This is a genomic window from Neorhizobium lilium, from assembly GCF_004053875.1.
Taxonomy (GTDB): Bacteria; Pseudomonadota; Alphaproteobacteria; order Rhizobiales; family Rhizobiaceae; genus Neorhizobium; species Neorhizobium lilii.
In genome coordinates this window covers 257,537-282,016 of sequence record NZ_SBIP01000001.1, presented here as the reverse complement: position 1 = coordinate 282,016, position 24,480 = coordinate 257,537, and the positions used below count along the sequence as shown (strand labels likewise).

Sequence of the window (24,480 nt, the reverse complement as noted above, 5' to 3'; positions counted from 1 at the left end):
CATCGCCACGAAAGGCGCGCTGCGCCGACCGACGCATGATGCGCCGGTCGGGTTCTTGGGGAGGATTAGAACATGTGTTCCTTGTAGGTCGCCTTGTCGGCCAGTACCATGCCGTTGCCGATGATCAGCAGGCCGTCGCCAGCACCCTTCTTGACAGTCACTTTCTCGTACCCTGGTACGCCGAGATTTGTGCCGTCCTTGACTTCTTTCTTTTCAAGAAGAAGCCGGGCAACGGCATTCATCGCCATACCGGCCTTCTGCGGATCCCAGAAGCCGATTGCGGTAATGGCGCCGGATTCCAGAAGGTCAGCGGACGGGTTGGGCAGACCGGTGCCGACGAGGCATACCTTGCCGGAGAGACCTGCTTCGTCGATCGCACGACCGACACCGAGAACGTCATTGCCGGCAGAAGTCTGGAAACCCTTGATATCCGGGTGTTTACGCAGGATTTCCTTGGCTTTCTCGTAGGTGCTGTTGGCATCGTCGAAAGACTCGTTGTTGGGATCGACAAGCTGCATGTCCGGGTGCTTCTTGGCATTTGCTTCGCCGGCCGTTACCCACTGAATATGGGTGCGGCTGCCAAGCGAGCCGACGAAGGTCGTCCACTTACCCTTGTTACCCATGCATTCGGCGAGGCGTACGTTCAGAGCCGCGCCGTAATCGCTGTTGTCGAAGGCTTCGACGTCGGCCTGGGTGTTCTTCTGGTTGTCAGCCTCATGGGTGACGACGACGATGCCGCGGTCCATGGCACGCTTCAGCGTGCCTTCGATAACGGCCGGATCCATCGGAACGACGGCGAGGGCATTTACGCCCTTGGCAATGAGGTCCTGGATGATCTGCAACTGCTGGGCGGCATCGGCGGTTGCCGGGCCGCTCTGGGTGGCGACGACATCCGGATTGGCCTTCTGGTAGGCCTCAACGCCGGTGTTCATGCGGTCGAACCACGGAATGCCGCTGATCTTGACGACAGTTGCGATGACCGGCTTCTGTTGGGCCATCAGGGTTCCGACGGTGCCGGAAAGAAGGGCAGCGACTGCGACGCCGCCGATCAAAATACGTTTCGACATTGCTTTCATTTTCTCCTCCACGAGATCCCTCAGTTGTTTGGCTTCGGTGCCTGAGGGCTAGGCGCCGAAGAATTGTTCTGTCCCTTGAAAGGCATCAGGAAGCCGACGACGTCGTAGCGACCAACGGCAAGGAAGGTTAGGAGCAGCAACCCCCAGGCAAAATCACGTACGAAATTGGACAGGCCTCCAAAATTGAGAAGGCTCGACATCAGCTGCAGCGCTATCGCACTCATAACGACGCAGACGACGCGGCCATATCCGCCTTCCGGCTTCACGCCGGCCATAACGACGATCAGGATCGCGATCAGTAGGTAGGAGCTGCCGTAATCGAACTTCACGTTGACGTTGCGGGCGGCGATGATCATCCCGGCAATGCCCGATAGCGTGCCGCTTATCGCGTAGGTGCCGACGATGATGCCGGTTCGAGGAAAGCCGGCATAGACTGCCGCCTTCGGGTTCGTGCCCATCAACATCAACCAGAGGCCGTAGGGCGTGAATTTCAAGGCGGCGGCAATCAGTGCCGCGCAGACTGCGAAGATCAGAAAGCTGATAGGCACTCCAAGAAACATGTCGTTGCCGATGCGTGACAGCAGATCGGGGCTGCCGACCGTCGTAGCCTTGCCGCCGGAAACAACGACTGCAAGCCCCATGAATGCCATCTGCGTGCCGAGCGTGCAGAGGATCGGCGTGATGTTGAGTTTGGAAATCAACAGTCCGTTAATGATCCCGCCGGTCAGGCCGATCCCGATGGTCATGACCATGAAGGCAAGGCTGAATGTCGTCTCGCTGTCGGTGCTAGACAAAAAGGACGAGAGGACCACGGCCGACAGCACGCTGGAGAGGTTGGCAAGCGCAATGCCCGACAGGTCGATGCCGCCATTGCCGGCGCACATGGCCAGCATCACGCCGATGGCCAGAAGACCGATTTCCGGCACCTGGGTGGACATGGACTGAAGGTTGAACAAGGAGAGGAAGGCGCCGCCGGAAATTGCCGCGCCGATTGCGAGCAGAACGCAGTTGATCACGACAAGCATGACCAGCTGTTCGCCGGTTTTGTGCATGGTCTCCTCCCCATGTTTAGTAAACAAGCGCGAGCTTTACTAAATGGCTATCAAAGCAATTTCCCATACGCAAGCGGTTTCTTGGCGATTTTCTCGGTTGCACCGACTTACAAATTGGCCTAACCCTCGAAATAGGGCTGGATGTTTACTAAACAAATTATGCGTTTGAACTGATTTGAGGTCCGGGAGACGCATGAAGCCGACCAAGAAACTGACGATCCGGGATATTGCTGAAGCCACGGGTGTTTCGCCGGCCACCGTCTCACTGGTGCTTAATGGCAAGGGCGAGATCTCAGGCGTAACTCGAGCCCGAGTGCTGGAGTCGGTCGCGAAGCTAAATTATGTACCGCGCAATCTTAGGGGCGGCAGTGAAGGCTCCAGCGAGACACTGCGTTTCCTGAAGATTTCCAAGCACGGCCACACGGTGAACCGCGACCATAGCGTGTTCATTTCCGATTACATCGATGGCATGTCGGCCGAAGCGACCCGGCGGAATTATACGCTGGAGGTGGTGAGTTCCGAGGGCCAGCCAATTAGCGCCGTGGCGGAATCGCTGACTGGAGCGCCGATCAGCGGTGTGATCGCGCTCGGGACCGAACTGACGGAAGACGATATACGGCTGATCCAGGGCGTCGGTTTCCCGACGGTGTTCATCGACACCTTCTACGATGTTGTCGATGCCAATTTTGTCGATATGAACAATGAGGATGCTGTCTACAAGGTGCTTTCGCGCTTCCGTAGCCACGGCTTCGAACGGATCGGGTTCGTGGCAAGTCACGTCGACACGACCAACTTTCGTCTGAGGCAGGACGCATTTTTCAAGAACATGGTGCGGCTCGGCCTGAAGGTGCGTGAAAGCGACGTTCTTTCGATCGAGTCGACCCATGATGGCGCTTATGAAGATACGCGCAAGCTGATGGAAGGCGGGCTCGATCTCGCCGATTGTTATTTCTGCACCAATGATATCATCGCCTACGGTTTCATGAAGGCGCTGAAGGAGTTCGGGATCCGGATTCCTGACGATGTTTCGATCATTGGATTCGACAACCTGCCGCAAAGTGCAACGACCGAGCCTTCCCTGACAACGATAGAGGTCTCCAAGCGCAAGATCGGTTACCTCGCGGTCACGATCCTAGACGATATCATCAATGCTGCGGAAAACCAGCCTTCGGTGAAGATGCTGGTGGGAGCTGATCTCGTTTTGCGCGCCAGTGACGGGCGGGATGTTCCACGGCCGGCGCCGCAGAGGGCGCGTGTGATGAAAAAGCAGCCGGCGGAGTGACGCCCTTTCGTCCTGTGGTGGAGGTTCGCGAGGGCGATTGCTGAAACAACTTTTTTGGGAGGGGACAATGGAATATCGCGTTTTGGGAAAGTCCGGGTTGAAGGTCTCGGTTATCTCCATGGGGACCTTTTCCTTCGGAGGGGTAGGGGCGTTTGCCAGAGTTGCCAATCACGGTGTCGATGATGCAAGACGGTTCATCGATGTCTGCATCGACGCGGTGTAAACCTCTTCGATACGGCGAACATGTATTCGCTAGGCCGCTCCGAGGAAATTCTCGGTGAAGCGCTAAAGGGTAGACGCGACCAAGTGCTGATTTCGTCCAAGGCGCGCATGCGCATCGGGGACGGCCCGAACGATGAGGGTGTATCTCGATTTAATCTGGTTCGCGAATGTGAGCAAAGCCTGAAGCGCCTGCAGATGGACCATATCGATATCTATCATATGCACGAACGGGACGGCGTGACGCCGCTGGAAGAGATGTTGTCGACGCTCGATAGCCTCATTCAGTCAGGTAAGATCCGCTATATCGGTTGCTCGAACTATTCCGGCTGGCATCTGATGAAGGCGCTTGCCGTGGCCGAGCAGTGACACCTTCCCCGCTTTATCACCCAGCAGATTCATTACACGCTCGCGAGGTGCCGTCGTCTGTCGCCGTTCCGCCGTGCGCAGTTCCTGACTGCGGGCGTCTCGCAAAATCTTACAAGGAACAGGATGCGATCCTCGTCGCCATCCTGCAAGGCAATCGGGAACTTGCTGCGGCGTCGATGCGGCACCATATCCCGACGGTCGAAGATTCTTATGAGCAATACGCTGGCCTGAAATAGGCTGCCATCAGGCTGCCGCTCTGAAAGTTTGCGACACGCTTTAGCGGAACTGGCTCATCATGTAGGTTGGCTGCACATCCGCCGTTTTCATATCATCATGCCCGGTTGCTGTTGATTGTCCCGCAAGGCCCGTCCGAACCAGGACCGAGTCGAGGCCGAAGCGGCTTGCTCCCAGGATATCGTGGTCGAGGCTGTCACCGACACAGATCACGCTCTGCGGAGACACATCGCCGCAGAGACGCATGGCCAGTTCGTAAATGTCCTGGTACGGTTTTCCGAACCAGCGGACGGTTCCGCCCAACTGCTCATAAAGCTCGGCAATAGCGCCTGCACCCGGTGCGACTGCCCCATCCGCCAGTTTCTGAATATCGGGATTGGTACAGATCGCCGGAATGCCGCGCATTGCAGCGGGACGTAGCAGGTTGGCATAGCTCTCCATGGGGATGCGTTCGGCTTCACTCCCCGAGATTATCACCAGGTTGGCCTCTGCGGCATCATCGACGTTGATCATCCCCATTCGCTCGGCGAGGTTCCGATCTCCCCCGCTGGAGATGGTCAGGCATCGGGCGTCTCTGGAGAGGGGCGAACCCTCCTTGGACAGGACCGCATAGGCGGCATCGCCTGAAGTAACGAAGTAATCGAAACTCTCGCGTGGAAAGCCCAGTTTCACAAAACGTGCCGCATTGAAGTCGCCGCTCCGGCCCGAATTAGAAAGAATGACAACCGTTTTTCCTATCGCTTTCAGCTGTTGCAGCGCTTCGGCGGCGCCGGGATAGGCGCCCTGATCGTCGCGCAAAACGCCGAACTGGTCGAGGAAGAAGACCTGATAACGGTCGATCAGCTCGGAGAGGCTGACCTCTGCGATTTCCCTCATGCGGACCTCCTTGCCAGAACCAGCGATGCGGTGCCGACAGCGGCTTCGACGGAACGCGCTGGTAGGAAATCGACGCCCAGCGCCCGCTGCCGCATGCGCGACCAGATCGGGTTTCGCGCGCCGCCGCCGACCGTCCTTACCGATTGCAGCGTCGGCGCGCCCAGCGATCGTAGCCGCTCGTACCCCAAGCTTTCTATGGCTGTCATACCTTCCAGCATAGCTTGGAAAAATACAGCGTCGTCTGCGGGGCGCGGGGTAAGACGCGGCTGATGGGCTGGGTCATTGACCGGGAAGCGTTCGCCAGGCTTCAGCAAAGGATAGTAATCAAGCCCGGTCGGACGATCAGGGTCGAGCTGGGCCGTCAGTTCCTGCAGCCGTTCATCGCCGATCAGGGCGCGAAGAACCGCTCCGCCCGTGTTGGACGCGCCGCCGACCAGCCAAAAGCCGAGAACGCGATGGGCATAGATGCCGTATTCGGCGGCATTGACGGGGTGGTTGGAGGCGAGCTTCAGCACCATGGTCGATCCAAGAGCCGTTACAGCGTCCCCGATCCGACCGGCGCCGGTTGCAAGGAAAGAGGCGCAGCCGTCCGTGGTGCCGGCATGAATGCGGCAGGTCTCGGGAAGACCAAAGGGGACGCCGAATGCACCTATTTTCCCCAAGGGGTCACCGGCACGCCGAACCTGTGGCAAATGCCCCACCGGCATGCCTGCATCGAAAATCCAATCAGGCCAGCGCTCCGTAGCAAGGTCATAGCCGGTTTTGAGGGCGTTATTCTCATCGGTCATTGGCGTTTCCAGCCCGAGCTTCAGGGCGATCCAGTCCGCCTGATGAAGAAGCGTCAAGCCTGGCGCTAGGCCAGACAGATGGATGGCGCGTGCCAGTCCGGAATTTGCGCCGCGTGCCGGGCTGTCCGGAGGGGAAACAGAAGCGATCCGATCGATGATGCCGGCATCGGGGCAGGGGTCGTTATACATCAGCACGCCACCCTGCGGTTCGCCCCGTTCATCGACCGCAAGGACGGTGCCTGAAGTTGCGTCCACGGCCAAGCCTTCGACGCCCGAAAGAGAGGTTGCTGCGCCAAGTGCAGTGAGGCATTCGCTGACGCGGTGCCACCATGCAGCGGGATTGGCCATCTCGGATGGGGAGGCGAATGGTGCGGCCGCAAAGCCGACGACATCTCCCTTCGCCGATACGGCTGCAGCGCGCGCTCCCGATGTACCCAGGTCGATGCCGACCGCCACCGCCGACTCCGAGCTTGTCATGGCCCCGCAGCCTTGCGGTCCAGCGCCTGCCGATATTGTTCCGCTTCCCAATGGGTCAGCTCATACTCTGCCTCAGCGCCGAGATAGGCAATCTCGGCATCATCGGGGATCCGAGTGACCACATCGGCAAGGCAGCGGGCCATTGCCTCCCCGCCAGGCGTCAGCGTTTCCGAAATCAGCACGCCCTTGCCGGGCACGAGCACCATTTTAGGCTGAGCCGATTTACGCTGTTCATAATACCGGAACACGTCCGACATAGGTTGGTCGGGCGGGAGGATGCCGATCTCGGTTCCAAGGAAGATGACATGGTCCGGATAAAGCGATCCTCCTGTCGCGATCCGCATGGAGGTCGGGTCCAGCGCTGTGCGGTGGCTGATCGGATCGCCGGCAGGTTTGAACCCCGAGTCTGCCGCAATGGCGTCAAGACTCTCCATATCCGGCAATGCGCCCTCACGGGGTGGGATTTCGAGTGCTGACGTTACACGCTGGATGCGCTCCGCCACCTCGTCAACGGTATTTCCGCACACGATGATGCCGTGATTGAACAAGATCAGCACATCGGGGCGCCGCTGGGCGGCCTTGGCGATCTCCCGGGCAAGCGGAACGCCCGGCCGCCGATAGGGAATAGTCGCCCAGGTGAGGTCTTCAAGGACAGCCATTCGTGCGGTCAGGCGATCTACTCGATCCTCCAGAACGGCGTGCGCAAGCGTATTGACGCAATGATAATGCGCGACCACCGGACTCTGCAGAACGGCGTGAAAGCTGGCTTCGATCGAGGGTCTCAGCTTGTCCGTATTCAGCGAAGCGATCACGAAGTCGGTTGCCTTTTCCGCCCGGGGGTCGCCGGCACGCAGCGCCTCCACAAGCGGTGCCGTCTCAACGGGAACCATGATCTCTTTCAATCCCGCATCGGAAAGCCAAGTCCCGGATGCCTTCACCCACATCACGCCATCATTTTTGATAGAGGTATTGCCGCCAGCGCCTTGCGTCTTGGAAAGATCGCTGCCGATCCGGCGCGACAACTCCAGAAAGCGCTCAAAGCCTTCCGGCCTAGAGATTTCTCCTGGCACGTCACCCTCCCGTTTTTATCCGACTGCGCTGCAGCGCATTCCTATGATATGTTGCAGTGCATGATGTAGTTTGCTCAAGAAAACTATCTTCATGAGCGTAATGCGTCAACAATGATGTTTTATCATTGGCGCACTTGCGATGGCGCGTTTCATATGATTATAGTCGATCATCAATGCCTGAGGAGCATTGGGGAGGTTTCCGAGTGAGTGACGCCGACAGGCACAAGATCATCATGGATATGCTGAGGGAGCGCCCGTTTGCGTCGGTGCGCGATCTGCAGGAATGCCTTGGTGTTTCGGCGGCGACGATCAGGCGCGATATCGACAAGCTCGACGAGATTGGCAAGGCGCGCAAGGTCTATGGTGGAATTTCCGCCAGCGAAGGCGCAGGCGCCCACCGGATCGCCGCTCGCTCCTATGACGAAAATCGCGACATGGCCGTGGAAGCCAAGCGCGCGATCGCAGAAACCGCGGCAGGTCTTGTGCGAGATGGAGATTCCATCATCGTGCATGCGGGTTCAACCTGCTACCAGCTCGGCTTGCTTCTGGCGCGTCGCAACGTGCGAATCTACACCAATTCTATGCCGCTTGCTGCCTATCTCGGCGAAAACGGCACGTGTCAGCTGACGATTGCCGGCGGCGACCTGTATCGGGAGCCGCGGATCATCCATGATCCGAATACAGGCCCGCCCAGCTTCTTTGCTTCGCGCTTTTTTGTCGGCACTCAGGGCATTGCGCCCGAGGGCCTGTTTGAGTCGCATCCGCTGCTGGCCAAGGTGATTTCCGAGCTTGCCGCCTGCGCCGACGAGATCGTGCTACTGGCCGACAGCCGCAAAATGTCGATCCAGCCGCGCAATCTGGTTCTGCCGCTGTCCAGGATCAGTACGATCGTCATAGATGACGGATTGTCGGATGCCGGTGCCAAAATGCTGGAAGATGCGGGGATCGCGATCATGATTGCCGGAACGAGTGCTGCAAACCATGGAGATGCCCGTTGACCGCACACTCCGCCGCAATTGCCGTTTTCGATCTCGGCAAGACGAATTCCAAGCTGCATGTCTTCTTTCCGGACGGCAGTGTCGTTGCCGAAAGCCGCACCCGGCCCGTCTGGCGGGACGAGGGCGGGCTTCGGGTACTCGACGACCAGCATCTCCTGGGCTGGATGCAGGAACAGCTTGAGGCGGCGGTTGAACGGCATGGCGTGACCGGTGTGATGTTTTCCGGCCATGGCTGCACGTTTGCGCTAATCGAAGATGGCGAACTGGCCATGCCCATTCTAGACTATGAGCAGGAGCCGCCAGCCGACGTCGCGGCACGGGTCGATGCTCTCCTACCTGATTTCGCCGAAACATTTTCGCCGCGCCTGCCGCTCGGCCTCAACTACGGTCGGCATATTCTCTGGCTTCAAGATCGCGACCCGGAGCTGTTCGGCCGCGTCGAGACCATCCTCGCCTATCCGCAGTTCTGGTCCTGGCGTTTCTCAGGTGTCGGCGTTTCGGAAGTGTCCTATCTCGGGTGTCACTCGCATCTCTGGGCGCCGCTGGTCGATGATTACAGTGGTCTCGTCATGCACCAGGGGTGGCGGAAGAAGATGCCGTCCATGGAACGTGCCGGTGCAGCGCTCGGCACCTGGCGGACGAAGAGCCAGAAAGATGTGACCGTCTATAACGGCGTGCACGATAGCAATTCCGCTCTCTATTATTATCGCTCCATCGGGTTTTCCGATTTCACATTGGTCTCCACCGGTACATGGGTCATTGTCTTCAACCCCGCCTGTCCGCTCGATGTGCTCCATCCCGAACGCGATATGCTTGCCAATGTGACAGTAGATCACTTGCCGGTTGCAACGATCCGGTTCATGGGTGGCCGCGAATATGAGATCGCCAGCGGCGGTTGGACGCGGCCCGTTCCGGTCGAGGCCGTCACTTCTGTAATTGCCAAGGGGATTTATGCACTGCCGTCCTTCGCGCCGGGCGGTCCGATGCCCGGTAACGCAGGTGCGTTTGTCGGTCCCGATCCGACGGAAGAGGAACGTGCTGCCGCCGCCCTTCTTTACGTGGCGTTGATGACGGATCTGTCGCTCGACCTGATCCGCTCTGAAAACGATCTTATCATCGATGGCGGACTGATGAAGACCGGACTTTACGCTGGGCTGATTGCAGCACTAAGGCCCGGCCAAGCCGTGCTGACCAGTGCTCTGGCCGAGGGAAGCGCATTCGGTGCGGCGGCTCTTGCCTTCGAGCACATGGGGCTGTCGCCATTTACCAATGAATGCCGTGCCGCAGAGGCGCTGAACTTCGCCGGACTTCAAGCCTATCGCCATGAATGGCAGGATCTTGCCAGGGCCCGTCGCAGCCAGTTTCTAGAAGATGCAGACCGTGAGGTGACGGGATGATGCAACAGCAAGAGGCGGGCGCAGCCGGTGCACCTGTGCTCGAGATGCGCAATATCTCGAAGACGTTCGGCAGCACGCGTGCTCTCTCCAACGTCTCCCTGACTGTGAAAGCGGGTGAAGTGCATGCACTGATGGGGGAAAACGGCGCGGGCAAATCGACGTTGATGAAGGTTCTCTCGGGCGCATACCGCCCTGATGCCGGTGGGCAGGTCCTGATAGACGGGCGGCCAGCCGTCATGGGCGATCCGATCAAGGCGAGGGAGAACGGCATTGCCGTCATCTATCAGGAATTGTCGCTCGCCCCGAACCTGACTGTGGGGCAGAACATGTTCCTCGGCACTGAGCCATCGCGGTTTGGCATTGTGGACCGTTCCGGCACCCGCAAGCGCGCCGAACCCATTCTCAAGCGCCTGGGCCTGACTTTTGATGTCGATCAGAGGGTCGGTGCATTGTCGCTCGGCGAACGACAGATGGTCGAGATCGCCCGGGCGCTGACGACGAATGCGCGCATCATCGTCATGGACGAGCCGACGACGTCTTTGACGACCCGGGAGACGGATCGTCTGTTCGCCGTGATCGCGAGCCTGAAGAGCCAGGGCATCGCGGTTATCTATATCAGCCATCGTATGGAAGAGATCTATCAGCTGGCCGACCGTGTCAGCGTTCTGCGCGATAGCGCCTATGTTGGGACGCTTGACCGGGCCGAACTCTCGGCTTCCAAGCTTGTCTCGATGATGGTCGGCCGCGATCTGTCGTCCTTCTACAAGAAGCAGCACAGCCTTGCCGACGGCACGCGAACGACCGTCCTTTCGGTGCGCGATATGGGGGACGACCGGCGGGTGCATGGCTGTTCCTTCGATGCGCATGCGGGCGAGGTCTTGGGTATCGCCGGCCTTGTCGGTTCAGGCCGCACCGAACTTGCACGCCTGATCTTCGGCGCTGACCTGAAAACGACCGGCAGCGTCCTCCTGCAAGGCCGCCAGCTTGCCATCCGCAGCCCGCGCGACGCAATGGATGCGGGCATTGCCTACCTGACCGAAGACCGAAAAGGCCTCGGCCTCTTCCTCGACATGTCCATCAGCGAGAACATCAATGTCGCCGTGATCGGTGAAGATGCCCGTTCCGGCGGCGTGCTCGATTTCGCTAAGGCGCGCAAGCGGTCAGACAAGGCGGTCGCCAACCTGTCGATCCGTACCAAGTCCACCAGCGTCAATGTCGGCGCGCTGTCGGGCGGCAACCAGCAGAAGGCGCTGATCGCGCGGCTTTTGGAAACTACGCCCAAGGTCATCATCCTGGACGAACCCACTCGCGGGGTCGATGTCGGCGCAAAATCGGAAATCTACAGAATCATCGATGAACTTGCCCGTGCCGGCATCGCCATCGTGGTGATCTCAAGCGACTTGCCGGAGATCATCGGCATCGCGGATCGCGTGCTTGTCATGCGCGAAGGGCATATCGCCGGCGAGGTCGAGGCATCTGCGGGCGCACCGATCGCCCAGGAAGCAATCATGACACTATCGACGGGCGCCGTCACCGAACCAGTGCAGCAGGAGGTCTGAGATCATGGCGACAACCCAGACGGACAACACGGCGACCGACCGGGCAAGGCTGCGGTCAACGATCACCGCGCTTGGCATGCTGCCTGTGCTGGTGATCCTGGCGCTCGGCTTCCATTTCCTCAGCGGGCGCTTCCTGTCGGTCAACAACCTGTCGATCGTCATGCAGCAGGCGTCGATCAACACCGTCCTGGCAGCCGGCATGACCTTCGTCATCCTCACAGGTGGCATTGACCTTTCGGTCGGCTCCATCCTTGCCGCCGCGGCCATGGTCGGCGTCATCGTGTCGCTTTATCCGGATATCGGCATGCTGGGCGTGCCGGCGGCAATCGGCGTCGGGCTGCTGTGCGGATTGGCGAACGGCGTGGTGATCGCTTTCCTAAAACTGCCGCCTTTCATCGTGACGCTCGGCTCCTTGACCGCCATGCGCGGCATTGCCCGCCTGCTCGGTCATGATACAACCGTTTTCAATCCCGATCTGCCCTTCGATTTCCTCGGCAACGGTACGCTGTTCGGCATTCCCTGGCTGGCAATCATAGCGCTCGTCACCATCTTCGTTTCCTGGTTCATCTTGAAGCGCACTGTGCTTGGCACCTGGATCTATGCGGTTGGGGGCAATATCGAAGCAGCACGGCTGACCGGCATCAAGGTTCCATTCGTGCTTCTGTTCGTCTACGCCATGTCGGGCCTTCTGTCCGGGCTTGGCGGTGCAATGTCTGCCGCACGGCTTTATGCCGCCAATGGTCTGCAGCTTGGGCAGGCTTATGAACTCGACGCGATTGCGGCCGTCATTCTGGGCGGCACCAGCTTCGTCGGCGGCGTCGGCTCGATCTGGGGAACGCTGATCGGAGCATTGATCATCGCGGTTCTCTCCAACGGCCTCATTCTGGTCGGGGTCTCGGACATCTGGCAATACATCATCAAAGGCCTCGTCATCATCGTAGCGGTCGGGCTAGACCGCTACCGGCTGAAGGGGCTGAGCCGCACGTGAGCGGCGATCAAATCCGGAGCTTCGCTTTGGAATTTCAGCAACAATGGCGCGGGGAGCGTCATCACCAAGGAGGAAAATACATGCGCATGCTTTCGAAATTCTTGCTCGGCACGGCCCTTGCAACGGCCCTTGCCATGCCGGCCTCGGCCAAAGACCTGAACAAGATCGGCATTTCGGTCGGTCTTCTGGGCAATCCGTTCTTCGTGGCAACCATCAAGGGGATCGAGGACGCAGCAAAGAAGATCAACCCGAAGGTCCAGGTGACGTCCGTCTCGGCCGACTATGACCTCAACAAGCAGGTCTCGCAGATCGACAGCTTCGTCGCTGCCGGCGTCGATATCATCATGCTTAACGCCGTGGACGCCAAGGCGATTGCACCGGCGGTCAAGAAAGCGACCGCAGCCGGCGTCGTCGTGGCCGCATTCGATGTGTCTGCGCCCGGTGCCGACGTCACGGTCATGACCAACAATGTCAAGGCTGGCGCGGAAGCATGCCAGTATCTGGTCGACAAGCTTGGTGGCAAGGGCGATGTCGTCATCATTAACGGGCCGTCCTCGTCCTCCATCCTCGACCGTGTCAAGGGCTGCAAGGATGTGCTTGGCAAGGCCTCGGGCATCAAGATCCTGTCGGACGACCAGAACGGCCAGGGATCGCGCGATGGCGGGCTTGCGGTGATGCAGGGCTTGCTCACTCGCTTCCCCAAGATCGACGGCGTATTTGCCATCAACGATCCGACCGGCATCGGCGCCGAGCTTGCGGCCAAGCAGCTGAACCGCAACGAGTTCATCATCACGGCGGTGGACGGCGCTCCGGATATCGAAAAAGCCCTCTCGGGTGGCAAGTCGCTGATCAAGGCTTCGGCATCGCAGGACCCTTACACGATGGCGGGCCAGGCTCTGCAGCTCGGCGTTGATGTCCTGAACGGGAAGAAGCCGAGCGAGCCCGTCGTGCTTCTCGATCCGCAGCTGATCACGGCCGATAACATCAAGGATTACAAGGGCTGGACAGCGGCACGCTGATCCTGTCCATTCGGCCCCGGGACTTGCTCCTCTTTTCCCGGGGCCATTCTTTATCAGGACACTTTGTCCCATCAGGCGGTAGCAGACATGTCGAAAATTGGTGTTCACTCCTTTGTCTGGAGCGCCGGCTCGTCCAAGGACGAGCTTGAAAAAGCGCTCGTCAACACGCACGAGCTCGGCTTCGACCTCATCGAGTTCTCCTATATCGATCCGGGCCAGGTGGATGTCGGCTGGCTGGCTAGCCGGCTGCGCGAACTCAAGCTGGATGTGGCGATCAGCATGGGGCTCCCGGCGAGCGGCGACATTTCCAGCAGTGACGCCTCCGTCGTAGCGCGGGGAACCGAAATCCTCCACACGGCGGTCGCACTCACCCGGGATCTCGGCGGTACGAAGCTCGGCGGCATTTTGAATGCGGCGCATGGCAAGGCCGAGAGCGCGCTTACCCGCAAGGCATGGGACACGAGTGTGGCCGCCTTCACCAAGGTTGCCGAGACGGCAAAGACGGCAGGGGTGACGCTCAACCTGGAAGTGGTCAACCGTTTCGAGAGCAACATGCTCAACACGGCGGCTCAGGGCTTGGCCTATATCGCCGATGTCGGCGTGTCCAATGTCTTCCTGCATCTCGACACTTTCCATATGAATATCGAGGAAGCCGATATCGGCCTTGCCATCCGCCATGCCGCCGAAAAGATCGGCTATGTCCATATAGGCGAGAGCCATCGCGGCTATCTCGGGACCGGTAATATCGACTTTGCTGCCATATTCGATGCGCTGGTCGCGATCGACTGGCAGGATTACGTGACCTTCGAATCCTTCTCCTCGGCAATCGTCGATCGCGACCTGTCGCTCAAGACAGGCATCTGGCGCGACTTGTGGACCGACAATGTCGCGCTTGCTCGCCACGCCCGCAAATTCATCGAGATCGGCTTGGAGACGGCAAGGCTGAAAGCAGAGCTCACCAGGACGGCACATCTTCCCTGAGCGATCGTGCCACTCTGTTTCTTAGTCAGCTTCTTCAGAGCAGGCGGTCAACCCCAGGTTCAATTTGACGGCAGGCTGCAGACCTTGCCGGTTGACGCCCGGGTTGCGAGCTGAACGCGTATAATGATTTTAGCGTTCTATGTGTCTAACGCCGCGCGGACCTTCCGGGCCAGGTCGCCGAGCGTGGCCGGTTTTTGTAGAAAGATGACGCCCGGATCCAGCACACCATTATGAACGACAGCGTTGCGGCTATATCCGGTCGTAAATACCACGGGCAATCCGGGACGCTTGATCCTGGCCTCGTCGGCAAGTTTGCGTCCGTTCATCGGCGCCATCACGACGTCCGTGAACAGCAACGCTACGTCTGACCTTGCCGCAATGATCTGTAGCGCAGCGAGCGGCCCGTCTGCTGCAACAACAGAGTAGCCGAGTTCCTCCAGCATCCGGGTATGAACCTCTCGGACGCTGGCATCATCTTCTACCAAGAGGATGACCTCATCAGGCGAGCCGCGCGGAACAGCCTCATCCTTATACAGGTCTCCCGAACCATCGCCATCATAGTCGCGCGGAAGGTAGATTTTCATAGTCGTGCCGGTGCCGACCTCGGAGTAGATCTTCAGGTGTCCGCCGGATTGCTTGGCGAAACCGAAAACCTGGCTGAGGCCTAGGCCGGTTCCTTTGCCAACCGGCTTGGTCGTAAAGAACGGATCGATTGCCTTCTCGATGACCTCGGGCGGCATTCCGCAGCCTGTGTCGGTAACGGCAATCATCACATATTGACCGGGCGCGATGTCATGATCTGCCGCGTAAGCCTCATCGATACGGGTATTCGCTGTTTCGATAGTGAGCTTGCCTCCTTCAGGCATGGCATCTCGGGCATTAACCGCAAGATTCAGCACCACATTTTCGAGTTGATTGGCATCTGCCTTCGTCCGCCACAGTCCCGACGCCAGCACCGTTTCCTTCTGGATGACCTCGCCGAGGGTAGAGGCAAGGATCTCCGCCATGTTTGCAACCAGCTTGTTGGCATCCACCGAACCGGGGGACAGCGGTTGCTGTCGAGCAAAGGCCAACAACCGCTGAGTCAGTGTAGCGGCGCGGTTGGCTCCATCCAAGGCGGCAGCCAGCAACTTGGGAACGTCGTCAAGCGTACCTCTCTCGATCCGGCGCTGTGCCATGTTCAAGCCGCCGATCACGACTGCGAGCATGTTATTGAAGTCGTGGGCAACTCCACCTGTGAGGTGGCCGAGCGCCTCGATTTTCTGCGCTTGGTGAAGCGCGCTCTCGGCCGCCAGTTTCTCCTGCACGACCGCTGAGACGCGCTCTTCCAGGTGAGAGTTCAATTCTTTCAAAGCCGCAGTCGAGCGCTCCGCAGCCGCTCGCGCTTCCACCAGTTCCTTCTCGTAGCGCCGCCGATCGGTCGCGTTGAAGATGGTGATGCGGATAAACCTGACACCTCCCCCTTCGGCAACTCGTGCAACGGCGTTCACCAGCACGGGCAGGCGGCTCCCATCCGCCTTCACCATATCAAGAGCGACTTCGTTGAATGCGCCCTGCATCGTCACCAACGGCGCGAAATGCGTCTCGAAGTAAATCTTCCCGGGCATGGTGAGAAAATCAATGAACTTGCGGCCGACAATCTTCTCGCTGGCTATGCCAAGCCAGGAAGACAATGTTCGGTTGGCAAGCATGATGCGCCCGTCAGGAGCCGCCGAGATATAGCCGCAAGGTGCGTTCTCGAAGAGATCCACGAGATCGTCTACATCCTGGCCGATATCCGATCTTGATCTCATCAGGCAGTCACAAACGACCGGATTGCGTCAGTGGTCTCCAGGGGATGGCTGAGGTTCGGGCAGTGACCGGTGGCCTTCATGAGGACAAGCTTACTGTCTGGAATATTCGCATGCAGATAGTGCCCGACCCAAACCGGCGCGATCACATCCTCAGCGCATTGGAGGATCAGGGACGGAACCGTTACTTTGGCGAGGTCGGCGCGATTGTCGGCCGTAAACGTCGCCCGCGCGAAATGTTTGGCGATTTCCGGGTCGGTCTTGCAGAAACTGTTGGTCAGTTCCTCGGAAAGCTCGGGCTGTTCAGGGTTGCCCATGATCACAGGCGCCATGGCCTGCGACCAGCCCATATGATTGCTGTCCAGGAACTCTAGCAGTTCATCCACTTGCTCCTGGGTGAAGCCGCCCTGATAGTCGCCATCGTTGATATAGCGTGGAGATGGCCCGACAAGCACAAGCTTGGAGAACATGCCCGGAGCCTTCAACGACGCCAGCACGCCCATCATGGCGCTGACGGAATGGCCGACGAAGATGCCGCCCTCGATCCCAAGCTCCTGTCCGATCTCGACAATATCAGACGCATATCCATCGAGTGTCGCATACTTCTGAAAATCATAGGCAGCAAGATCGGAGCCGCCAGCCCCGACATGGTCGAAGGTCACGACGCGGAAATCATCTTCGAACTGCGGTGCCACATAACGCCACATATTCTGATCGCAACCGAAACCATGCGCGAAAAGCATCGTCCGGCCACCCTTGCCAGTGGATTTTATGTTATTGCGGTGGACGACCGACATGGATGATACCCCTCCTTTGCCTTAAAAGATAAAAGGCTTGCCCGCTATGGGTGACGTAGAGCCTCAATATTAGCAGACTTGCGCCTCGGTCAAGCAGTCTGATTTACCCAACACATTTTGAGCGAATCTGCACGATCGCCACAGTTGTTTTCAAGCCGTTACTGGCCCAAAGCATGCTGATAAGGCAAGGAGTTGCTTAGCCGCGAAATAAGCCTTAATTTCAAAGAGAATACCTGCATCTGTTTATCGGAACTTCGCGACTTGTCAGTAGTTTAGGCGGATATGCAAGAGGAGGTTTCGCTATGGCCACAACCAGAAAGGGTGGCGCTCAGGATTGGAAGCCTGCAGTAGGCCAGGTCGAAGTTCGATACCCGGCAGACAAGAAGGGTGTCTCGAAGCACGTGGTCAAAGTGGCGATTAAGAGCGCCGGCAACAGCCGCAAAAAGGTTGAAGCAGATCTTGGGGAGCGCAGATGAGCCACCACCGAAAAAACCACGATGAGTGGCCACGCCCGGTTATAGTATCCGAAGGCGCTACCGCTTTCGAGACGAGATTATCATCCTTGGCCGAAAGGCATCATGCAGAAGTTTCCCTTAGGTTTGGCAGAGGCGCGGCCCATTTTAAAGCTCGAGCGGATATAACCAATGGTGGCCTGTTGTCGGTTGCCGTGCTTGTTTCCACCATCCTGTTATCGACTGCCGTTCTCGTCCATGTCGCTGTGCGAGACTCTAAGTCTGGAAGATGCTAAGGCCCGGGTCTCTTTTTGTCTTTAAAATCAGCAAGAAGCTTACCGCTATACAATCGATGAAAAATGATGCTCAGGAACGACATTATCATATCGCTGTAGTGCCATCGTCAGTCGGCAAGTAGCTTCTCGACGAGATGGGCGCGCGATGGAGAAGGCTCAAAACCGTCCGAGAAATATTGCGTCTCGTGAACGACAAGTTCCCGCCTAAATTCCATGATGCTGACGACGTAAGACGGTATTCCGTCATAGGTGAGAATGAGTTCTGTAACCCAAAGGTTACCGTCACCTATTACTCGTCGAACAATGAAACGTTTCGTATTCGGTTGGGCAGCTCGGCTGGACAGGATGTTTGATCGACCACGGATACGCTCACCCGATTGCGGATAATCGAGGATGGCATCTTCGTCATAAATCTCATGTTCAACAACGAAATCGCTTGCGTCTGACGCCTTCCAGTGGTGGTCCAGTGCCTTTCTTACGGATTGCTCTTCCATATCATACGCCTCTCCTCGCTACTCGCGTTTTTGGTTTTTCCACGCCCATGCTCAATGCAGTGGCTTCACGCTTCAATTCAAGTGTCAGATGTAGCTCGCGATAGTGCCTCGTCAGCCTCTCCAGGTTAAAAGCCCGGTTCAGCCCGCTGGGATTTGGAAGCACCCAAACTGAAGCCCCAGCAAAATCGTCAGCTTGCTTTCCCCATTCGATGTGCGCGTTGAGACCTATAGCTGCGTAGGCCGCCTTTCCCAAAAAGGCGAGGTTGGCAGGCGCGAAGTGTCTTATATTGCTTTCAAGGACAGGGGCGGCGGTTAGATAATCGTGGCGTTTGAGTTCGCTTGCGCTTTTCGTCGGGCGCGCAACGGCAGAGGTCAGGCCGAGCCCATACGCTAATATCTCCCGCTCTTCTTCGGCTTCAAGTTGCCGGGGCGTAAATCCAGCCAGATGAAGGACACGCCAGAAACGATTACTTCGGTTTGAGAAATTGTGGCCGTCCCGCGCAGCGGAAAGTGCAGGGTTCAACCCACAAAAGACCACGGATAGACCGGGTGCAAGGATTTCCGATGGTCCACTTGGGTTTGCTGCCTCATCTGAAGCAGCTCCGACCGAAGTTCTGGCATCGTCTCGCATCTTAGAACCTTATCCATGTATCACTGGGTCAAAGCTTCCTCATGGAAACCGGTTTGTGCCACGATTCCGCTATCCTTTTCCACCGGCCACCGATCGGACAAAGCCCTTTTAAGAATTACATTATGAAACAAACGAATTCTTGACGTCGCAATCCTGCGTCCTTGAACTGCCCCCCATTTCGACCGGACAGCCGGCATAAGCAGGAAGGCTCAAGCACAGGCTTGAGGCCAGGCTTATTTTTAACGGCTATCGACGCATTGAAGTGATCACGTGCGATGTCCTCCGAAGGCGGTGGACGGCGGAGCAAAAGCTGCGGATCATCGAGCAGAGTTTCGGACCTGGCTAATCGGTAGCTTGTCCGGCGTGCGCTGGCCGAATGTCTATCTGGCAGGTCCCGTAGCGATCGCGGTTTCCTGCTCTGTATGCTGTATGCTGTTCGCCCGCGCCCTCGACGCCTTCACCTTGGGCACGGATGCGGCACAACATCACGGAGGTGAAAACTGCCGGACTCTCCCGCCGGGTTCCATTCTACCGTTTGCCAGGCTCAGCTCGCCTTGCGCATCTTCTGCGCCATGCGGTTGAGGCTGGATGCCTCCGACCCGCTATTGCTGATGCGGAAGGTGCCAATAAGGGCTAGCAATTCTTCCGTATCGACTGCCAGTGCCTCGGCAGATGCGGTCGTCTCTTCCGCCATTGCAGCATTGTGCTGAGTAGCTGCATCGAGCTGGTTGAGCGAAGACGATATCGACCGAAGCGTCGTGTCCTGTTCGGATGCGGAATGAGAGATCTTGCTGACGATGTCGTTTGCAGATTTGATCTGGTCGGAAATGCGCTTCAATGCTTCCCCGGCCTCGCCGACGAGGCGGACGCCATTCTGCACCTGCCCTGCGGACCGGGCGATCTGGTCCTTGATCTCCTTGGCGGCTGCAGCGGAGCGCTGGGCAAGCTCGCGAACTTCCTGAGCGACAACAGCAAAGCCCTTGCCGGATTCGCCGGCGCGTGCTGCTTCCACCCCGGCATTCAGTGCCAACAGATTGGTCTGAAAAGCGATTTCATCAATCACGCCGATGATCTTGGAGATCTCTTCCGACGATTGCGAGATGCCGCCCATGGCGCCGATGGCCTGCGACACGATCTGGTCGGACCGGCTGGCTTCGGTGCTGACCGAGGTGACACGGTGGGCGGCTTCATGAGCACCTTCGGCGGTCTGGCGAACTGCGACTGTGAGCTCGTCGAGTGCGGCCGAGGTCTCCTCCAAGTTAGCTGCCTGCCGTTCGGTGCGCTGCGATAGTTCATTGGAGGCGCGGCGAATTTCTTCTTTGGACGCGCCGATGTCGATGCCTTTGGCATTGACATCGGCCATGGCCGCTTCAAGCTGCGTTAGGGCTTCATTGAAGTTGTAGTGCAGGCCTTCGTAGCGCGGGCCAAGATCGGCACAGCGGACGGTAAGGTCGCCCTTCGCGAGCGCCTCGAGAGCGTTGCCGATGATGGAGACGACGCGCGCCTGGGTGGCTGCATCTTGCTCCTGCATGCTGAGGTTCTGTTGGCGCTCACGGTCGAGTTCCTGCTTCTGCAGTTCTTCGCGGGCCGCCATGGCATGGCGTTCTCGGATCTTTTCCTGCAGCGAATATGTGGCCTTCGCCATCATGCCGACCTCGTTCGACATTTCGCTGTACGGGATCGTCGCCGAGACATCCTCGTTGGCAACCGCCTCCAGCGACTTGTGAACAGCGCTCAGCGGCCCGGCAATGCTGCGAATGACGAAGAGGGAACCAATGATTGCAAAGGCTGCGACGGCGAGACCCAAGGTCAATACCTTCCAGACCGTCGCCGCAATCGTCGCATTCAGATCATCCATGTAGACGCCGGTGCCGATGACGACTTTCCACGGGTCGAAGGCCTTGGAGTAGCCGCCTTTTTCGAATACTGCCGTCTCGGGTTGGCCGGGTTTTGTCCAGTAGTAGATGGTGCGCCCACCGCCTGCCTTGCCTTTGTCTACGATCTCTTGGCTGAACCGGCTGCCGGTTTTGTCGAGCTGGCCGGACATATCCTTGCCAATATTGGTGGGGCTCGGATGAAATAGCTGCACGACGTTATAGTCGAAACCGAACAGATAACCGGATGGCTCGAATCTCACGCGCGACAGAAGCTTGAAAGCCTCGGCCTGAGCTGCCTCGCGGGTCATTTCGCCCGCCTGTTCCCGCTTGTAGTAATAATCAAGAACAGAGATGCCGCTTTCTACCTGCGTGCGCAGCATATCAAAGCGCTCGTCATAGATCGCGGTGACCGAGGCGCGGATCTGGTAATATGAGACCCCTGCGAAAGCAATCATCATCGCGCTGATGAGCAAGAGAAGCTGCTGGGAAATTCTTAGGTTCTTCATCTTTGACTTGCTTTCACGCAGGCGAGGCCTCCAAAAGGCAGCCGGGCACGATTGTATCGCTTTAGGGAAGGCGCATCCTGCACCGATCACGTGCTGACATTGCACTTTGACAGCACACTGATGATCAATATTTGAAGAAGAATTAATTATGACTGTCTTAGCGGTTGCAACGGGCAATATTTTAGCTGGCGGCCCATATCGCGGATATCTTCGCGAACATCTGAAACTAATATTGCTGGATAGCTTCGCAGAAGACGAGGTGCTTCGTCCAGGTCGCGACATGCCGATCAGCTTGCGAAATACCGCCTCGGCGTTGTCCCGAGTGCCTTCTTGAACATCACGATGAAGGCGGTGACAGACTCGTAGCCAAAGTCGCTGGACACCCGTTGCACCGTCGCGCCACTGGCCAGTTCGCGCAGCGCGATGATCAGGTGCAGCTGCCGCCGCCACCATCGACCGAACGTCAGTCCCGTTTCCTGGATCCTCATGGTCGCGCCGAAAAGCGGCGTCGGTCTACCGGATAACCTGCTGAACTGCCTGGAGCGCATGAAGGCGAGGCCTCCTGTCATTCAGGCACTCGCAGAAGAAGGATTGAGCTAACCCAGCGATAGGGCTGCAACGAACGTACCCGATGCCGGATACTGTTCCTGCGGTGCATTCGGTCGGGAAGGCGGTCGAGGCGTTTCGCGGTTGACGTTAACTCCCGGGTGATGGATGGCCTTGGCGCTATTTCGCGAGACTCAAATGACGAAGGATGCGCGGGGATCAGGCCCCGCGCATCTAGAGCAATCGAACCCTAGACTGGTTTGGCCGTCGGCTCGGTGCGACAGCTCTTCAAAGCCAGGAGAAGCTCGCGGATTGCCTTTGGTCAGGTTCGCTGCGCGTGAAGCAGCACACCGAGTTCATGCCATTCTCGCCCATCGCGCCTGATCAGTTCGTCAGCCGAGGCAGGTCCCATGCTTCCGGGCGCATATACGTCCGGGACCGACATGTTCTGAGCCCATGCGTCGAGGAAAGGTTGAACCGCAGCCCACCCGGCTTCGATGCTGTCCGCGCGCTGAAACAGCGTCTGATCGCCTATGAAGAGGTCGTAAATGAGGGATTCATAACCTGTCGTATGCCCGATATCGAACTTGTCCGCATATCGAAAATCGAGAGAGACTGGCACGGTTTCGACCGACTGCCCAGGGGTCTTGATTGAGATCTCCATGCTCATACCTTCGTCGGGCTGCACCTGGATCACCAACCGGTTCGGCGGCAGCCTGCGCGTCACGTCGGTTTCCCGGAACTGCGCGAACGGCACCTTCTTGAACGTGATGACGATCTCGGTATCCCTGGCAGTCAAAGCCTTTCCTGTCCTCAGATAGAATGGCACGCCTGCCCAGCGCCAAGTGTCGGCATAGAGCTTCAATGCAACGAAGGTTTCAGTGCGGCTTTCGGATGAAATATCCTTGGTTTCACGATAGGCCGGCAGTTGATTGCCGTTCAAGGTGCCGGCTCCATATGCACCGCGCACGCCGTGTGCCTCGGCCTCCTCGACTGTGTAGATACGGAGCGCCTTTAAAACTTTGCTCTTCTCGTTGCGGATTGCTTCCGCGTCAAAGCTGTTCGGCGGCTCCATTGCGATCATGGCGAGCAATTGGAACAGGTGGTTGGGCACCATGTCACGCAACGCGCCTGTGGCATCGTAGAATTTCCCTCGACTGCCGACGTCCACGATCTCGGCTGCGGTGATCTGCACGTGGTCTATGTAATTGCTGTTCCACAACGCCTCTATCATCATGTTGGCGAAGCGCGCCGTCATCAGATTTTGCACGGTCTCCTTTCCAAGGAAGTGGTCCAGCCGGTAGACTTGGCTTTCCGCTATGCGAGCAAGGATCTGCGCGTTCAGGGCGCGAGCCGAGGCGAGGTCGGTGCCGAAAGGCTTTTCGATCGCGACGCGTCGGAAGCAGTTATCACTCTCAGTCATCAGGCCATGCTCTGCGAGCTTTTCCACGATCGGGCCGAAGAAGCTTGGCGGGACAGCAAGGTAGAAGGCTGCATTTCCGGCTGGATCGATCCGCCTTCCAATCTCCTCGAATATCTGGTTCTTTGTGAAGTCGCCACTGAGGTAGGATATGCGCGACCGCAGGCTGAACCATGCCTCATCTTTCGGTGTTTCTTCTTCTCCGCCCGAGTTCAGATGGCTCAGGAACTCATCGAGGCGCGTGCGCAGAAACTCGTCATTCCCTTCTTCGATGCCTACGCCAAGGATTTCAAGGTCCTTACCGACAAGACCACTGCGCGTCAGATTGATGATCGCCGGGATGAGAAGCCGTCGCGTCAGGTCGCCGGTGGCACCGAAAATAACAAGGGTGACGGGTGGGGCAGGCTTGGATACCATCTGGCGTAGCTCCTTCGAAGGAATGTCGCGAAAGAAATATATGTGTTTCGAGCGTAGTGCAGCAATTGTATGACTGGACACGCTTTTTGCAGTGCAGATTAGATCTGTCTGACGTAATAACAGCACCAACGAAGGAAGAGCCTTTCATGACGAACTCGTTCCCTGAGATCCATTTGGTCCGCCATGGCGAAACGGAATGGACAGTCTCAGGCCGCCACACCGGAAGGACAGATATCGACCTGACGGCAAAGGGAGAGGAGGCGGCTCGGGGTCTTGCAGATCGTCTGCGGGGAACAGAACCTCCAATAGTCTGGTCAAGCCCTTCTCTCCGTGCCCTCAGAACTTGCGAGCTAGCGGGCTTTTCCTCGGGTGTCGTCGTCAAGCCGGATCTTCACGAGTGGGACTATGGCGATTACGAAGGCGTCACGACGAAGGAGATCCTACAATCAAGGCCAGGCTGGCAGCTATTCCACGACGGCGCACCGGGCGGTGAAAGTGCAGTCGATGTGGGTGCAAGAGCGGACAGGGTCATTGCGGAGCTTAGGTTGCTCGGATCGTCGGCATTGATCTTCTCAAGCTCGCACTTCCTGCGAGTGCTGGCCGCTAGATGGCTGGACTTGCCGCCGGAGCACGGGGAAAGTTTCATTCTCGGCACTGCCAGCATCAGCATCCTTGGTTATGAGCACAACCTTGAGGAACCAGTTATACGCGCCTGGAATCTTGGCTAGTATTCGGTGCAATATGGATAGTATTTTGCGCTGACGGCATGCCATGGTCGGCACCACTTCACCTTGCTTCATTGATGTAAGCGCGTGTCACGCGAGTGTCATGCGCTCTCGATATACGAAGCCCGCTTCCCTTCGAACTTC

At 58.1% G+C, this 24,480-nt stretch carries 20 protein-coding genes and 3 pseudogenes; 11 read left to right on the top strand and 12 right to left on the bottom strand.

The window, feature by feature from the left end; translation table 11 throughout:
- Positions 1 to 65: 65 nt before the first annotated feature.
- On the bottom strand, positions 66 to 1,076 hold the full coding sequence (locus tag EPK99_RS01285; RefSeq protein WP_128440823.1) for a substrate-binding domain-containing protein: 1,011 nt from the start codon (positions 1,074 to 1,076) through the stop codon (positions 66 to 68).
- Positions 1,077 to 1,096: 20 nt separating this feature from the next.
- Positions 1,097 to 2,128 carry an ABC transporter permease gene (locus EPK99_RS01280; protein WP_128440822.1) on the bottom strand — a complete coding sequence of 344 codons (1,032 nt, stop codon included), beginning with the start codon at positions 2,126 to 2,128 and terminating at the stop codon, positions 1,097 to 1,099.
- A 193-nt stretch (positions 2,129 to 2,321) separates the two neighbouring features.
- Between EPK99_RS01280 and EPK99_RS01275 the strand changes: the two genes are divergently transcribed.
- Both EPK99_RS01275 and EPK99_RS01270 read left to right on the top strand, forming a co-directional pair.
- Complete coding sequence (locus EPK99_RS01275; RefSeq protein WP_128440821.1) at positions 2,322 to 3,410, top strand: LacI family DNA-binding transcriptional regulator; 1,089 nt, start codon at positions 2,322 to 2,324, stop codon at positions 3,408 to 3,410.
- Positions 3,411 to 3,477: 67 nt separating this feature from the next.
- Positions 3,478 to 3,995 (top strand): annotated as a pseudogene (locus tag EPK99_RS01270) (aldo/keto reductase); the annotation flags it as partial.
- 279 nt (positions 3,996 to 4,274) lie between these two features.
- Here EPK99_RS01270 and EPK99_RS01260 read toward each other — a convergent pair.
- From EPK99_RS01260 to EPK99_RS01250, 3 genes are read right to left on the bottom strand one after another with little or no spacing between them, the layout of a single operon-like run.
- Entirely contained in the window at positions 4,275 to 5,213 is a 939-nt protein-coding gene (locus EPK99_RS01260; RefSeq protein WP_342633731.1) for a TIGR01459 family HAD-type hydrolase, read from the bottom strand.
- The gene (locus EPK99_RS01255) at positions 5,105 to 6,373 is read right to left on the bottom strand and encodes an FGGY-family carbohydrate kinase (protein WP_128440819.1); all 1,269 of its coding nucleotides are present in this window, start codon (positions 6,371 to 6,373) and stop codon (positions 5,105 to 5,107) included. Before EPK99_RS01255 ends, EPK99_RS01260 begins: the two co-directional genes overlap by 109 nt.
- The gene (locus EPK99_RS01250; RefSeq protein WP_245455584.1) at positions 6,370 to 7,443 is read right to left on the bottom strand and encodes a class II aldolase/adducin family protein; all 1,074 of its coding nucleotides are present in this window, start codon (positions 7,441 to 7,443) and stop codon (positions 6,370 to 6,372) included. The genes EPK99_RS01255 and EPK99_RS01250 overlap by 4 nt, the downstream gene beginning before the upstream one ends.
- Positions 7,444 to 7,646: 203 nt before the next feature.
- Here EPK99_RS01250 and EPK99_RS01245 point away from each other — a divergent pair, with 203 nt between their 5' ends.
- The 6 genes from EPK99_RS01245 (at position 7,647) to EPK99_RS01220 (ending at position 14,385) form a co-directional block, all read left to right on the top strand.
- On the top strand, positions 7,647 to 8,441 hold the full coding sequence (locus EPK99_RS01245; RefSeq protein WP_128440818.1) for a DeoR/GlpR family DNA-binding transcription regulator: 795 nt from the start codon (positions 7,647 to 7,649) through the stop codon (positions 8,439 to 8,441).
- A complete protein-coding gene (locus EPK99_RS01240) occupies positions 8,438 to 9,838 on the top strand; it encodes an FGGY-family carbohydrate kinase (RefSeq protein WP_245455582.1) in 1,401 nt (466 codons plus the stop codon). The genes EPK99_RS01245 and EPK99_RS01240 overlap by 4 nt, the downstream gene beginning before the upstream one ends.
- Positions 9,835 to 11,397: a sugar ABC transporter ATP-binding protein gene (locus EPK99_RS01235; protein ID WP_128440817.1), complete on the top strand. Its 1,563-nt coding sequence runs from the start codon at positions 9,835 to 9,837 to the stop codon at positions 11,395 to 11,397. The genes EPK99_RS01240 and EPK99_RS01235 overlap by 4 nt, the downstream gene beginning before the upstream one ends.
- A 4-nt stretch (positions 11,398 to 11,401) precedes the next feature.
- A complete protein-coding gene (locus tag EPK99_RS01230) occupies positions 11,402 to 12,385 on the top strand; it encodes an ABC transporter permease subunit (protein ID WP_128440816.1) in 984 nt (327 codons plus the stop codon).
- 80 nt (positions 12,386 to 12,465) lie between these two features.
- On the top strand, positions 12,466 to 13,404 hold the full coding sequence (locus EPK99_RS01225; protein ID WP_128440815.1) for an ABC transporter substrate-binding protein: 939 nt from the start codon (positions 12,466 to 12,468) through the stop codon (positions 13,402 to 13,404).
- Between the two features lie 87 nt (positions 13,405 to 13,491).
- Positions 13,492 to 14,385, top strand: coding sequence for a sugar phosphate isomerase/epimerase family protein (locus EPK99_RS01220; RefSeq protein ID WP_128440814.1), 894 nt, complete (start codon positions 13,492 to 13,494; stop codon positions 14,383 to 14,385).
- A 137-nt stretch (positions 14,386 to 14,522) separates the two neighbouring features.
- Here EPK99_RS01220 and EPK99_RS01215 read toward each other — a convergent pair whose 3' ends face one another.
- Positions 14,523 to 16,136: an ATP-binding protein gene (locus EPK99_RS01215; RefSeq protein WP_342633724.1), complete on the bottom strand. Its 1,614-nt coding sequence runs from the start codon at positions 16,134 to 16,136 to the stop codon at positions 14,523 to 14,525.
- Between the two features lie 41 nt (positions 16,137 to 16,177).
- On the bottom strand, positions 16,178 to 16,972 hold the full coding sequence (locus EPK99_RS01210) for an alpha/beta fold hydrolase (protein ID WP_128440812.1): 795 nt from the start codon (positions 16,970 to 16,972) through the stop codon (positions 16,178 to 16,180).
- Between the two features lie 302 nt (positions 16,973 to 17,274).
- On the opposite strand from EPK99_RS01210, the gene EPK99_RS01205 reads away from it, so the two are divergent.
- On the top strand, positions 17,275 to 17,448 hold the full coding sequence (locus EPK99_RS01205) for a DUF3606 domain-containing protein (RefSeq protein WP_128440811.1): 174 nt from the start codon (positions 17,275 to 17,277) through the stop codon (positions 17,446 to 17,448).
- Between the two features lie 379 nt (positions 17,449 to 17,827).
- Here EPK99_RS01205 and EPK99_RS01200 read toward each other — a convergent pair whose 3' ends face one another.
- Positions 17,828 to 18,214, bottom strand: a complete 387-nt coding sequence (locus EPK99_RS01200; protein ID WP_128440810.1) for a nuclear transport factor 2-like protein — start codon at positions 18,212 to 18,214, stop codon at positions 17,828 to 17,830.
- Position 18,215: 1 nt separating this feature from the next.
- Positions 18,216 to 18,845 (bottom strand): G/U mismatch-specific DNA glycosylase, encoded by a 630-nt coding sequence (gene mug / locus EPK99_RS01195; RefSeq protein ID WP_128440809.1) that lies wholly within the window; start codon positions 18,843 to 18,845, stop codon positions 18,216 to 18,218.
- Positions 18,846 to 19,136: 291 nt separating this feature from the next.
- Here mug and EPK99_RS25565 point away from each other — a divergent pair.
- Positions 19,137 to 19,337, top strand: a pseudogene (locus tag EPK99_RS25565) (iron chelate uptake ABC transporter family permease subunit); the annotation flags it as partial.
- A 52-nt stretch (positions 19,338 to 19,389) separates the two neighbouring features.
- Here the strand turns inward: EPK99_RS25565 and EPK99_RS01185 are convergent.
- The 3 genes and pseudogenes from EPK99_RS01185 to zwf form a co-directional block, all read right to left on the bottom strand.
- Positions 19,390 to 21,228 (bottom strand): methyl-accepting chemotaxis protein, encoded by a 1,839-nt coding sequence (locus EPK99_RS01185; protein ID WP_128440807.1) that lies wholly within the window; start codon positions 21,226 to 21,228, stop codon positions 19,390 to 19,392.
- A 287-nt stretch (positions 21,229 to 21,515) separates the two neighbouring features.
- Positions 21,516 to 21,716: pseudogene (locus EPK99_RS01180) on the bottom strand (helix-turn-helix domain-containing protein); the annotation flags it as partial.
- A gap of 380 nt (positions 21,717 to 22,096) precedes the next feature.
- Entirely contained in the window at positions 22,097 to 23,611 is a 1,515-nt protein-coding gene (zwf, locus tag EPK99_RS01170) for a glucose-6-phosphate dehydrogenase (RefSeq protein ID WP_128440806.1), read from the bottom strand.
- Positions 23,612 to 23,757: 146 nt separating this feature from the next.
- Between zwf and EPK99_RS01165 the strand changes: the two genes are divergently transcribed.
- On the top strand, positions 23,758 to 24,339 hold the full coding sequence (locus tag EPK99_RS01165; RefSeq protein WP_128440805.1) for a histidine phosphatase family protein: 582 nt from the start codon (positions 23,758 to 23,760) through the stop codon (positions 24,337 to 24,339).
- Positions 24,340 to 24,480 lie beyond the last annotated feature (141 nt).